At 55.7% G+C, this 13,031-nt stretch carries 13 protein-coding genes; all 13 read left to right on the forward strand.

The genetic code is table 11. The annotated features are described in order from the left end of the window. The first annotated feature begins 38 nt into the window (after positions 1–38). The 13 genes from rpoC (at position 39) to rpsC (ending at position 13,029) form a co-directional block, all read left to right on the forward strand. A complete protein-coding gene (gene rpoC / locus AB4N80_RS08390; protein WP_047230482.1) occupies positions 39–4,238 on the forward strand; it encodes a DNA-directed RNA polymerase subunit beta' in 4,200 nt (1,399 codons plus the stop codon). A gap of 216 nt (positions 4,239–4,454) precedes the next feature. Continuing rightward, positions 4,455–4,826 carry a 30S ribosomal protein S12 gene (gene rpsL / locus AB4N80_RS08395; RefSeq protein ID WP_003186084.1) on the forward strand — a complete coding sequence of 124 codons (372 nt, stop codon included), beginning with the start codon at positions 4,455–4,457 and terminating at the stop codon, positions 4,824–4,826. A gap of 102 nt (positions 4,827–4,928) precedes the next feature. Then, the gene (gene rpsG, locus AB4N80_RS08400; RefSeq protein ID WP_003186074.1) at positions 4,929–5,399 is read left to right on the forward strand and encodes a 30S ribosomal protein S7; all 471 of its coding nucleotides are present in this window, start codon (positions 4,929–4,931) and stop codon (positions 5,397–5,399) included. 30 nt (positions 5,400–5,429) lie between these two features. After that, a complete protein-coding gene (fusA, locus tag AB4N80_RS08405; RefSeq protein WP_014340475.1) occupies positions 5,430–7,535 on the forward strand; it encodes an elongation factor G in 2,106 nt (701 codons plus the stop codon). 30 nt (positions 7,536–7,565) lie between these two features. Continuing rightward, positions 7,566–8,759, forward strand: a complete 1,194-nt coding sequence (gene tuf / locus AB4N80_RS08410) for an elongation factor Tu (protein ID WP_003186071.1) — start codon at positions 7,566–7,568, stop codon at positions 8,757–8,759. A 156-nt stretch (positions 8,760–8,915) separates the two neighbouring features. Then, positions 8,916–9,227 carry a 30S ribosomal protein S10 gene (gene rpsJ / locus AB4N80_RS08415; protein ID WP_003186070.1) on the forward strand — a complete coding sequence of 104 codons (312 nt, stop codon included), beginning with the start codon at positions 8,916–8,918 and terminating at the stop codon, positions 9,225–9,227. An 80-nt stretch (positions 9,228–9,307) separates the two neighbouring features. Further along, the gene (rplC, locus tag AB4N80_RS08420) at positions 9,308–9,943 is read left to right on the forward strand and encodes a 50S ribosomal protein L3 (protein ID WP_003186059.1); all 636 of its coding nucleotides are present in this window, start codon (positions 9,308–9,310) and stop codon (positions 9,941–9,943) included. A gap of 12 nt (positions 9,944–9,955) precedes the next feature. Continuing rightward, the gene (gene rplD, locus AB4N80_RS08425) at positions 9,956–10,558 is read left to right on the forward strand and encodes a 50S ribosomal protein L4 (protein ID WP_003186057.1); all 603 of its coding nucleotides are present in this window, start codon (positions 9,956–9,958) and stop codon (positions 10,556–10,558) included. Then, a complete protein-coding gene (gene rplW, locus AB4N80_RS08430; protein ID WP_002555488.1) occupies positions 10,555–10,854 on the forward strand; it encodes a 50S ribosomal protein L23 in 300 nt (99 codons plus the stop codon). The genes rplD and rplW overlap by 4 nt, the downstream gene beginning before the upstream one ends. A 14-nt stretch (positions 10,855–10,868) precedes the next feature. Next, on the forward strand, positions 10,869–11,693 hold the full coding sequence (gene rplB, locus AB4N80_RS08435) for a 50S ribosomal protein L2 (RefSeq protein ID WP_003186055.1): 825 nt from the start codon (positions 10,869–10,871) through the stop codon (positions 11,691–11,693). 16 nt (positions 11,694–11,709) lie between these two features. Further along, positions 11,710–11,985, forward strand: a complete 276-nt coding sequence (rpsS, locus tag AB4N80_RS08440) for a 30S ribosomal protein S19 (protein WP_002555486.1) — start codon at positions 11,710–11,712, stop codon at positions 11,983–11,985. Positions 11,986–11,996: 11 nt separating this feature from the next. Continuing rightward, the gene (gene rplV, locus AB4N80_RS08445; protein ID WP_003103908.1) at positions 11,997–12,329 is read left to right on the forward strand and encodes a 50S ribosomal protein L22; all 333 of its coding nucleotides are present in this window, start codon (positions 11,997–11,999) and stop codon (positions 12,327–12,329) included. A 13-nt stretch (positions 12,330–12,342) separates the two neighbouring features. Next, complete coding sequence (gene rpsC / locus AB4N80_RS08450) at positions 12,343–13,029, forward strand: 30S ribosomal protein S3 (RefSeq protein WP_003176422.1); 687 nt, start codon at positions 12,343–12,345, stop codon at positions 13,027–13,029. The last annotated feature ends 2 nt before the right edge of the window (positions 13,030–13,031 follow it).

Here is a 13,031-nt window from a genome sequence, read left to right on the forward strand (position 1 = left end):
TGTTTTGCCCGCTCTCTGCTCCGCCAGGAGGAAAGGCCTTGAAAGACCTACTGAATTTGCTGAAAAACCAGGGTCAAGTCGAAGAGTTCGACGCCATCCGTATTGGATTGGCCTCGCCTGAGATGATCCGTTCGTGGTCGTTCGGTGAAGTTAAAAAGCCGGAAACCATTAACTACCGTACGTTCAAACCTGAGCGTGACGGCCTGTTCTGCGCCAAGATCTTTGGCCCGGTGAAGGACTACGAGTGCCTGTGCGGTAAGTACAAGCGCTTGAAGCACCGTGGTGTGATCTGCGAGAAGTGCGGCGTTGAAGTCGCGCTGGCAAAAGTTCGTCGTGAGCGCATGGCGCACATCGAACTGGCCTCGCCAGTTGCCCACATCTGGTTCCTGAAATCGCTGCCGTCCCGTATCGGCCTGCTGATGGACATGACCCTGCGTGATATCGAGCGTGTTCTCTACTTTGAGAGCTACGTCGTTATCGACCCAGGCATGACCACCCTTGAAAAAGGTCAGTTGCTCAACGACGAGCAGTACTTCGAAGCGCTGGAAGAGTTCGGCGACGATTTCGATGCCCGCATGGGTGCCGAAGCTGTCCGCGAACTGCTGCACGCTATCGACCTGGAGCACGAGATTGGCCGCCTGCGCGAAGAAATTCCGCAAACCAACTCCGAAACCAAGATCAAGAAGCTGTCCAAGCGTCTGAAGTTGATGGAAGCCTTCCAGGGTTCCGGCAACCTGCCAGAGTGGATGGTGCTGACCGTTCTGCCGGTACTGCCGCCAGACCTGCGTCCACTGGTTCCGCTCGATGGCGGTCGCTTCGCGACTTCCGACCTCAACGATCTGTATCGTCGAGTGATCAACCGTAACAACCGCTTGAAGCGCCTGCTCGATCTGTCCGCTCCGGACATCATCGTGCGCAACGAAAAGCGTATGTTGCAGGAAGCCGTCGATGCGCTGCTCGACAACGGTCGTCGTGGCCGCGCTATCACAGGTTCCAACAAGCGTCCTCTGAAATCCCTGGCTGACATGATCAAGGGTAAGCAGGGTCGTTTCCGTCAGAACTTGCTCGGTAAGCGTGTTGACTACTCCGGTCGTTCGGTAATTACCGTAGGCCCGACCCTGCGTCTGCACCAGTGCGGTCTGCCTAAGAAAATGGCCCTGGAGCTGTTCAAGCCGTTCATTTTCGGCAAGCTGGAAATGCGTGGTCTGGCGACCACCATCAAAGCCGCCAAGAAGATGGTCGAGCGCGAGCTGCCAGAGGTCTGGGACGTTCTCGCTGAAGTGATTCGCGAACACCCGGTTCTGCTCAACCGTGCACCGACCCTTCACCGTCTGGGTATCCAGGCGTTTGAACCGGTATTGATCGAAGGTAAGGCTATCCAGCTGCACCCGCTGGTCTGTGCTGCGTACAACGCCGACTTCGACGGCGACCAAATGGCCGTGCACGTACCGCTGACGCTGGAAGCCCAGCTCGAAGCGCGTGCGTTGATGATGTCGACCAACAACATCCTGTCGCCAGCCAACGGTGAGCCAATCATCGTTCCGTCGCAGGACGTTGTATTGGGTCTGTACTACATGACGCGTGAAGCGATCAACGCCAAGGGCGAAGGTCGTGTGTTCGCGGATCTGCAGGAAGTTGACCGTGTGTTCCGTGCCGGTGAAGCCGCACTGCACGCCAAGGTCAAGGTGCGGATCAACGAAACCGTGAACGATCGTGATGGCGGCAGCGTGACCAACACTCGTATCGTCGACACCACCGTCGGCCGTGCGTTGTTGTTCCAGGTTGTGCCAAAAGGTCTGTCCTTCGACGTCGTCAACCTGCCGATGAAGAAAAAGGCGATCTCCAAGCTGATCAACCAGTGCTACCGCGTGGTTGGTCTGAAAGAGACCGTGATCTTCGCTGACCAGTTGATGTACACCGGTTTTGCCTATTCGACCATTTCCGGCGTTTCCATCGGTGTTAACGACTTCGTTATCCCGGACGAAAAAGCTCGCATCATCGGTGCTGCTACCGAAGAAGTGAAAGAGATCGAAAGCCAGTACGCCTCCGGCCTGGTAACCCAGGGCGAGAAGTACAACAAGGTAATCGACCTCTGGTCCAAGGCGAACGACGAAGTATCCAAGGCGATGATGGCCAACCTCTCGAAAGAGAAAGTCATCGACCGTCATGGCAACGAAGTCGACCAAGAGTCCTTCAACTCGATGTACATGATGGCCGACTCGGGCGCACGGGGTTCTGCTGCGCAGATCCGTCAGCTCGCCGGTATGCGTGGCCTGATGGCCAAGCCGGACGGCTCCATCATCGAGACCCCGATCACCGCGAACTTCCGTGAAGGTTTGAGCGTACTTCAGTACTTCATCTCCACTCACGGTGCTCGTAAGGGTCTTGCGGATACCGCGTTGAAAACGGCGAACTCCGGTTACCTGACTCGTCGTCTGGTAGACGTTGCCCAGGATCTGGTCGTGACCGAGATCGATTGCGGCACCGAACACGGCCTGGTAATGACTCCGCACATTGAAGGCGGTGACGTTGTAGAGCCGCTGGGTGAGCGCGTATTGGGTCGTGTCATCGCCCGTGACGTATTCAAGCCGGGTACCGAGGACGTGATCGTTCCTGCTGGCACCCTGGTTGACGAGAAGTGGGTCGAGTTCATCGAACTCAACAGCATCGACGAAGTGATCGTACGTTCGCCGATCAGTTGCGAAACCCGCTATGGCATCTGCGCCAAGTGCTACGGTCGCGACCTGGCTCGTGGTCACCAGGTGAACATCGGTGAAGCGGTCGGCGTTATCGCTGCCCAGTCCATCGGTGAACCGGGTACCCAGCTGACGATGCGTACGTTCCACATCGGTGGTGCGGCAAGCCGGACCTCTGCAGCTGACAGCGTTCAGGTGAAAAATGGCGGTACTGTCCGTCTGCACAACCTCAAGCACGTAGAGCGCGTGGACGGCCACCTGGTGGCAGTGTCGCGTTCCGGTGAGCTGGCCATCGCTGACGACTTCGGTCGCGAGCGCGAGCGCTACAAGCTGCCTTACGGTGCTGTGATTTCGGTCAAGGAAGGTGACAAGGTCGACGCTGGTGCCATCGTGGCCAAGTGGGACCCGCACACTCACCCAATCGTTACCGAAATGAAAGGTACCGTGACCTACGTGGGCATGGAAGAAGGCATTACGATCAAGCGTCAGACTGACGAATTGACCGGTATGACCAACATTGAAGTACTCGACGCAAAAGATCGTCCAGCTGCCGGCAAGGACATCCGTCCGGCCGTGAAGATGGTCGACGACAACGGCAAGGATCTGTTGCTGCCAGGCACTGACGTAATCGCTCAGTACTTCCTGCCAGCCAACGCCCTGGTCGGTGTTGCGGACGGTGCGCGGATCGCGATCGGTGATGTTATCGCCCGTATCCCGCAGGAAACTTCGAAAACTCGCGACATCACCGGTGGTCTGCCGCGTGTTGCCGACTTGTTCGAAGCCCGTCGTCCGAAAGAAGCCTCGATTCTGGCTGAAGTCAGCGGCACCATCGCGTTCGGTAAAGAGACCAAGGGCAAGCGCCGCCTGGTCATTACACCGAACGACGGTAGCGATCCGTACGAAGAGCTGATTCCGAAGTGGCGTCACCTGAACGTCTTCGAAGGCGAACAGGTAAACCGCGGCGAAGTGATCTCGGACGGCCCGAGCGATCCACACGACATCCTGCGTCTGCTGGGTGTGAGTGCGCTTGCCAAGTACATCGTGAACGAGATCCAGGACGTTTACCGTCTGCAAGGCGTGAAGATCAACGACAAGCACATCGAGACCATCCTGCGTCAGATGCTGCGTAAGGTCGAGATCGCTGAATCCGGCGACTCGAGTTTCATCAAGGGCGACCAGATGGAGCTGACTCACGTACTGGTGGAAAACGAGCGCCTGGCGACCGAAGACAAGTTTGTCTCCAAGTTCACTCGCGTGCTGCTGGGTATCACCAAGGCGTCGTTGTCCACCGAATCGTTCATCTCGGCGGCTTCCTTCCAGGAAACCACTCGCGTACTGACCGAAGCGGCGGTAACCGGCAAGCGCGATTACCTGCGTGGCCTGAAAGAAAACGTGGTCGTGGGTCGTCTGATCCCGGCCGGTACCGGTTTGGCCTATCACAGCGAACGCAAGCGTCGCCGTGATGCCGACAAGCCGTTGCGCGTAAGCGCCAGTGAAGTGGAAGCTGCACTGACCGAAGCACTGAACTCGAGTGGTAACTGAGTTCTGCGGTAATTGAGTGCCTGGCCCTGGTCGCCCCGTTCTGCGGATCGAGACAAATTGTCGAGATCCGGCGAGCGGGGAGGTCGGGGCCTTGCCTTGACTGGGGACAAGATCCTCTTTAGACTCTTGATCCCCTAAATTTGGCGGGAATTCGTTCCTGCCATTTTGCTTTTCTTGTAAGACAATAGCGTCGCAAGACAACAGTGGAGCTAGTAGATGGCAACTATCAACCAGCTGGTACGTCAGCCGCGTAAGCGTATCGTCGAGAAATCCGACGTGCCTGCGCTGCAGAACTGCCCGCAACGTCGTGGCGTATGCACCCGTGTGTATACCACCACGCCGAAAAAACCTAACTCGGCACTGCGTAAAGTATGCCGTGTGCGTCTGACCAACGGTTTCGAGGTTTCCTCGTACATCGGCGGTGAAGGCCACAACCTGCAAGAACACAGCGTGGTATTGATCCGCGGCGGTCGTGTAAAAGACTTGCCAGGTGTTCGTTACCACACCGTTCGCGGCTCTTTGGATACTTCCGGCGTTAAAGGTCGTAACCAAGGTCGTTCGAAATACGGTACCAAGCGTCCGAAATAATCGGCCGTTTAGCAGTTTTTAATTTTATTGAGTCGATAAGAGTAAGGTCGGGCACGCATCTGCTGTCCCGGGCTAACCTGAAGACCGTTTGAGGGCTTATCAATGCCAAGACGTCGCGTAGCAGCCAAACGTGAGATTCTGGACGATCCGAAATACGGAAGCCAGATTCTCGCCAAGTTCATGAACCACGTAATGGAAAGCGGCAAGAAAGCCGTTGCCGAGCGTATCGTTTATGGCGCACTGGACAAAGTTAAGGAACGCAAGAACAGCGATCCCCTGGAAATCTTCGAGAAAGCTCTCGACGCCATCGCTCCGCTGGTCGAAGTAAAGTCGCGCCGTGTAGGCGGTGCTACTTACCAGGTTCCGGTCGAAGTTCGTCCGTCCCGTCGTAACGCCCTGGCAATGCGCTGGCTGGTAGACTTCGCCCGCAAGCGCGGCGAGAAGTCCATGGCTCTGCGTTTGGCTGGTGAACTGTTGGACGCTGCTGAAGGTAAAGGTGCTGCAGTTAAGAAGCGTGAAGACGTGCACCGTATGGCTGAAGCCAACAAGGCTTTCTCGCACTACCGCTTCTAATTTTAGCGTCACTCAATTTGCGAGGGCTTTATGGCTCGTACTACACCGATTAACCGCTACCGTAACATCGGTATCGTTGCTCACGTGGATGCTGGTAAAACCACCACCACCGAGCGCGTCCTTTTTTACACTGGCAAAAGTCACAAGATGGGCGAGGTGCATGATGGCGCCGCGACCACCGACTGGATGGTGCAGGAGCAGGAGCGTGGTATTACCATTACTTCTGCTGCCATTACCGCTTTCTGGAAGGGTTCCGAGAAGCAGTACAAGGACGAGCACCGCTTCAACGTCATCGATACCCCGGGCCACGTTGACTTCACCATTGAAGTAGAACGTTCCCTGCGCGTACTCGACGGTGCCGTGGTTGTATTCTGCGGTACCTCGGGTGTTGAGCCTCAGTCGGAAACCGTATGGCGTCAGGCCAACAAATACGGCGTTCCACGTCTTGTTTATGTGAACAAGATGGACCGTGCTGGTGCCAACTTCCTGCGCGTGATCGGTCAGATCAAGCAGCGTCTGGGTCACACTCCGGTGCCGATCCAGTTGGCTATCGGTTCCGAAGACAACTTCCAGGGTCAGATCGATCTGATCAACATGCAAGCTGTCTACTGGAACGATGCTGACAAAGGCATGGTCCCTGTTCGCAAGGACATTCCTGCAGAGTTGCTGGAAGAAGCCGAGAAGTGGCGCGGCAACATGGTTGAGGCTGCGGCCGAAGCCAATGAAGAGCTGATGAACAAGTACCTCGAAGGTGAAGAGCTCACCAACGAGGAGATCAAGGCTGCTCTGCGTCAGCGTACCATCGCTGGCGAGATCGTCCTGGCTGTTTGTGGTTCTTCCTTCAAGAACAAGGGTGTTCCCCTGGTTCTCGACGCCGTTATCGACTTCCTGCCTGCGCCAACCGACATTCCTGCCATCAAGGGTACTGACCCGGATGACGAGTCTGTCGAGCTGGAGCGTCATGCAGACGACAACGAGCCGTTCTCGGCTCTGGCGTTCAAGATCGCTACCGACCCATTCGTGGGTACCTTGACCTTTGTCCGTGTTTACTCGGGCGTGTTGAACTCCGGCGACGGCGTGATCAACTCTGTAAAAGGCAAGAAAGAGCGCGTGGGTCGTATGGTGCAAATGCACGCAAACGCTCGCGAAGAGATCAAGGAAGTACGCGCTGGTGACATCGCGGCCTTGATCGGCATGAAGGACGTCACCACTGGTGAGACTTTGTGCAACGGCGACAAGCCAATCATCCTGGTTCGCATGGACTTCCCGGAGCCGGTTATTTCGGTTGCCGTTGAGCCTAAGACCAAGGACGACCAGGAAAAAATGGGTATCGCTCTGGGCAAGCTTGCTCAGGAAGACCCGTCTTTCCGTGTCAAGACTGATGAAGAGACTGGTCAAACGATCATCTCCGGCATGGGCGAGTTGCACCTGGACATCCTGGTTGACCGGATGCGCCGTGAGTTCAACGTCGAAGCCAACATCGGTAAGCCTCAGGTTTCCTATCGTGAGCGCATCACGAAGAACTGTGAAATCGAAGGCAAGTTCGTTCGTCAATCCGGCGGTCGTGGCCAGTTCGGTCACTGCTGGATCCGTTTTGCACCTGCTGACGAAGGTCAGGAAGGTCTGCAATTCGTGAACGAAGTCGTAGGTGGTGTGGTTCCTAAGGAATACATCCCGGCGATCCAGAAGGGTATCGAAGAGCAGATGAAGAACGGCGTTGTTGCCGGCTATCCGCTGATCGGCCTGAAGGCAACAGTGTTCGATGGTTCTTACCACGACGTCGACTCCAACGAGATGGCGTTCAAGGTGGCTGCTTCCATGGCAACCAAGCAACTGGCCCAGAAGGGCGGTGGTGAGTTGCTCGAGCCAATCATGGCAGTAGAAGTCGTTACGCCTGAAGACTACATGGGTGATGTCATGGGCGACCTTAACCGTCGTCGTGGCATGATTCTGGGTATGGAAGATACGGTTTCCGGCAAGGTTATTCGTGCCGAGGTTCCGTTGGGTGAAATGTTCGGTTACGCGACCGACGTTCGTTCCATGTCCCAGGGTCGCGCAAGCTACTCAATGGAATTCAAAAAATACAATACAGCTCCGTCGCATATCGTCGAGACTGTTACCAAAAAGCAAGGCTGATTCAGCCCTTTAGGCAAGGAGTTAATTGTCGTGGCTAAAGAAAAATTTGATCGTTCCCTACCGCACGTCAACGTTGGCACCATTGGTCACGTTGACCACGGTAAAACCACTCTGACTGCTGCTCTGACTCGCGTCTGCTCCGAAGTTTTCGGTTCGGCCGTTGTTGCTTTCGACAAAATCGACAGCGCTCCGGAAGAAAAGGCTCGTGGTATTACCATCAACACCGCGCACGTTGAGTACAACTCTTCGATTCGTCACTACGCTCACGTTGACTGCCCAGGTCACGCTGACTACGTGAAGAACATGATCACTGGTGCTGCCCAGATGGACGGCGCTATCCTGGTTTGCTCGGCCGCTGATGGTCCGATGCCACAAACCCGTGAGCACATCCTGCTGTCCCGTCAGGTAGGCGTTCCGTACATCGTTGTCTTCCTGAACAAGGCTGACATGGTTGACGACGCTGAGCTGCTGGAACTGGTTGAGATGGAAGTGCGCGATCTGCTGAGCACTTACGACTTCCCAGGTGATGACACTCCAATCATCATCGGTTCGGCTCTGATGGCTCTGAACGGCCAAGACGACAACGAAATGGGTACCACCGCTGTCAAGCGTCTGGTAGAAACTCTGGACAGCTACATCCCAGAACCAGTTCGTGTTATCGACAAGCCGTTCCTGATGCCAATCGAAGACGTGTTCTCGATCTCCGGTCGCGGTACTGTTGTGACTGGTCGTATCGAGCGCGGTATCGTCAAGGTTCAGGATCCACTGGAAATCGTAGGTCTGCGTGACACCACCGTCACCACCTGCACCGGTGTTGAAATGTTCCGTAAACTGCTCGACGAAGGTCGTGCTGGCGAGAACTGCGGCGTTCTGCTGCGCGGTACCAAGCGTGACGACGTTGAGCGTGGCCAGGTTCTGGTCAAGCCAGGTTCGGTCAAGCCGCACACCAAGTTCGAAGCTGAAGTGTACGTTCTGAGCAAAGAAGAAGGCGGTCGTCACACTCCGTTCTTCAAGGGCTACCGTCCACAGTTCTACTTCCGGACCACTGACGTGACCGGTAACTGCGAACTGCCGGAAGGCGTTGAAATGGTAATGCCAGGCGACAACATCAAAATGGTTGTCACCCTGATCAAGACCATTGCAATGGAAGACGGTCTGCGCTTCGCTATCCGTGAAGGCGGTCGTACCGTCGGCGCTGGCGTCGTAGCCAAAATCATCGAGTAAGCTCTTTTTGAGTCAGCTTCGATGAGCTGAAAAAGCCCCCGCCCAGCGGGGGCTTTTTTATTGGGTTGACACCTATATGGGGCGTCTATAGAATTGCGCCTCCTTTTAACGGGCGTATTGCGCTCGGTGGGAATAGCAGCCGGAGTCTGAAATCCAATGCAAAATCAGCAAATCCGTATCAGGTTGAAGGCTTTTGACCATCGCCTGATCGACCAATCCACCCAGGAAATCGTGGAAACCGCGAAACGTACTGGTGCTCAAGTGCGTGGTCCAATTCCACTGCCTACCCGTAAAGAGCGGTTCACCGTTCTGGTCTCCCCGCACGTCAACAAAGACGCGCGTGACCAGTACGAGATCCGTACTCATAAGCGCGTTCTGGACATCGTCCAGCCAACGGATAAAACCGTTGATGCACTTATGAAGCTCGATCTTGCGGCCGGTGTGGAAGTGCAGATCAGCCTCGGCTAAGACTCGGTCTTAGTCGTGTAACGCTCTGAAATGGGCGGCCATAGCGGGTGAAAGCCCCGTACACTCATGAGGTTTACAACATGACTATTGGTGTAGTCGGTCGTAAATGCGGTATGACCCGTATTTTCACCGAAGAAGGTGTCTCCATTCCGGTCACGGTCATTGAGATCGAGCCGAATCGCGTCACCCAGTTCAAAACTGAAGAGACCGATGGCTATCGTGCAGTGCAAGTCACTGTCGGCGAGCGTCGTGCTTCGCGTGTAACAGCAGCTCAGGCTGGCCACTTCGCCAAGGCGAACGTTGCCGCTGGTCGTACCGTAATGGAATTCCGCCTTGAAGAGGGCGAGTACCAGGCCGGCGATCTGATCAACGCTGAAATCTTCGCCGCTGGCCAACTGGTTGATGTAACCGGTCAGTCCAAGGGTAAAGGCTTCCAGGGTACGATCAAGCGTTGGAACTTCCGCGGGCAAGATAACACCCACGGTAACTCCGTATCCCACCGCGTTCCAGGCTCTATCGGCCAGTGCCAGACTCCTGGTCGTGTATTCAAGGGCAAAAAAATGTCCGGTCATATGGGCGCTGAGCGCGTGACCGTGCAGTCCCTCGAAGTAGTGCGCGTGGACGCTGAACGCAATCTGTTGTTGGTCAAGGGCGCTGTTCCTGGCGCTACTGGCGGCAACTTGGTTGTACGTCCAGCAGCCAAGGCTCGCGGTTAAGGGGAAGCTGACATGCAATTAAATGTAAATGACGCTCAAGCGATCGAAGTTTCCGAACTGACATTTGGCGGCGAATTCAACGAGACGCTGGTTCACCAAGCAGTCGTGGCCTACATGGCCGGCGGCCGTCAAGGTAGCAAGCAGCAAAAGACCCGTTCCGACGTTTCCGGTGGCGGCAAGCGCCCATGGCGTCAGAAAGGTACTGGCCGTGCTCGTGCCGGTACTATCCGTAGCCCAATCTGGCGTGGCGGCGGTACCACTTTCGCGGCTCGTCCTCAGGATCACTCCCAGAAGCTGAACAAGAAGATGTACCGCGCAGCAATGCGTTCCATCCTTGCTGAGCTGGTGCGTACTGATCGTCTGGTCGTGGTTCAGGATTTCGCTGTTGAAGCACCGAAAACCAAAGATCTGCTGAACAAGCTGAACGGCATGGGCCTGACTGACGTCCTGATCGTGTCTGACGCTGTTGATCAGAACCTGTACCTGGCTGCTCGTAACCTGCCACACGTCGACGTTCGTGACGTGCAGGGTTCCGATCCGGTCAGTCTGATCGCATACGACAAGGTGTTGATCACCGTGTCGGCCGTGAAGAAATTCGAGGAGCTGCTGGGATGAACCAGGAACGCGTATTTAAAGTTCTGCTTGGCCCGCACGTTTCCGAGAAGGCTACGGTTCTGGCAGACAAGAAAGGCCAGTTCGTTTTCAAGGTTGCTACCGACGCAACCAAGCTGGAAATCAAGAAGGCCGTCGAAAGCCTGTTCAGCGTGAAAGTAGAGCGCGTGACTACCCTGAACGTTCTGGGTAAAAGCAAGCGCACTGCTCGCGGTCTGGGCAAGCGTAATGACTGGAAGAAGGCAGTTATCTCCCTTCAGCCAGGCCAAGATCTCGATTTCAGCAGCAGTGCTGAGTAAGGAAGGGGTGCATCATGGCAATCGTTAAATGCAAACCGACTTCCCCTGGCCGCCGTTTTGTGGTCAAGGTGGTCAACCAGGAGCTGCATAAAGGCGCTCCTCACGCACCGCTGCTCGAGAAAAAATCGAAGTCTGGTGGTCGTAACAACAATGGCCGTATTACCACTCGTCACATCGGTGGTGGTCATAAGCAGCATTATCGTCTGGTCGACTTCCGTCGCAACGACAAGGATGGCATCGCTGCCACCGTCGAGCGTATCGAATACGATCCAAACCGTACTGCTCACATCGCTCTGCTGCTGTACGCAGATGGCGAGCGTCGCTACATCATCGCGCCTAAAGGCGTGAGTGCTGGCGACCAGCTGATCGCAGGTGCCCTGGCACCGATCAAGCCGGGCAACGCTCTGCAACTGCGTAACATTCCAGTTGGTAGCACCGTACACGGCATCGAATTGAAGCCAGGTAAAGGCGCACAGATCGCTCGTTCCGCTGGTGCTTCGGCTCAGTTGATCGCTCGTGAAGGTGTCTACGTGACCCTGCGTCTGCGTTCTGGTGAGATGCGTAAAGTACTGGCTGAATGCCGTGCGACCCTGGGCGAAGTCTCGAACTCCGAGCACAGCCTGCGTTCGTTGGGTAAAGCTGGTGCCAAGCGCTGGCGTGGCGTTCGCCCAACCGTTCGTGGTGTTGCCATGAACCCGGTTGACCACCCACATGGTGGTGGTGAAGGTCGTACCTCTGGTGGTCGTCATCCGGTATCGCCATGGGGCTTCCCGACTAAGGGCGCGAAGACTCGTGGTAATAAGCGTACCGACAAAATGATCGTCCGTCGTCGCAAGTAAATAGAGGGATACGACAGTGCCACGTTCTCTGAAAAAAGGTCCTTTTATTGATCTTCACCTACTGAAGAAGATCGAAGTGGCGGCGGAAAAGAACGATCGCAAACCAGTTAAGACCTGGTCGCGTCGTTCGATGATCCTGCCACAAATGGTCGGTCTGACCATCGCAGTACACAACGGTCGTCAACACGTCCCAGTTCTCGTGAACGAAGACATGGTCGGCCACAAACTGGGCGAGTTCGCCGGTACCCGCACTTATCGCGGGCACGTGGCAGACAAGAAAGCCAAGCGTTAAGGGGTTAGGAAATGGAAGTAGCCGCTAAGTTGTCGGGCGCTCGAATCTCCGCCCAGAAAGCCCGCTTGGTCGCCGACCAGATCCGCGGGAAGAAGGTGGGCGAAGCGCTCAACCTGTTGGCTTTCAGCAGTAAGAAAGCCGCCGAGATCATGAAGAAAGTGCTGGAGTCGGCCGTAGCCAACGCCGAGCATAACGAAGGCGCAGACGTTGATGACCTGAAGGTCAGCACCGTTTTCGTCAACGAAGGGCGTTCGCTGAAGCGCATCATGCCACGTGCCAAAGGCCGTGCTGATCGCATCGTCAAGCGGTCTTGCCATATCACTGTCAAGGTTGCTGACAAGTAACGGAGTCGAAGAGATGGGTCAGAAAGTACATCCCATTGGCATTCGCCTGGGAATCGTCAAGGAGCACACCTCCGTCTGGTACGCAGACGGTCGGACTTATGCGGACTACTTGTTCGCTGATCTGAAGGTGCGTGAGTATCTCCAAGACAAACTAAAAAGCGCGTCCGTAAGCCGTATCGATATCCATCGTCCGGCGCAGACTGCACGTATCACCATCCACACCGCTCGTCCAGGTATCGTTATCGGGAAGAAAGGTGAAGATGTTGAGAAACTGCGTCAGGACCTGACCAAGCAAATGGGTGTGCCTGTGCACATCAATATCGAAGAGATCCGCAAGCCGGAGCTCGACGGTATGCTGGTTGCGCAGAGCGTAGCTCAGCAGCTGGAGCGTCGCGTAATGTTCCGTCGCGCTATGAAGCGCGCTGTACAGAACGCCATGCGCATTGGTGCCAAAGGCATCAAAATCCAAGTGAGCGGTCGTCTCGGCGGTGCTGAAATCGCACGTACTGAATGGTATCGCGAAGGTCGTGTGCCACTGCACACCCTGCGTGCCGACATCGACTATGCCAACTACGAAGCTCACACCACTTACGGTGTGATCGGTGTAAAGGTTTGGATCTTCAAAGGCGAAGTAATTGGTGGTCGCCAAGAAGAACTGAAACCACAAGCACCAGCGCCTCGTAAAAAAGCTGCTAAGTAAGG

The sequence above is a fragment of the Pseudomonas sp. H3_A02 genome (assembly GCF_054671965.1).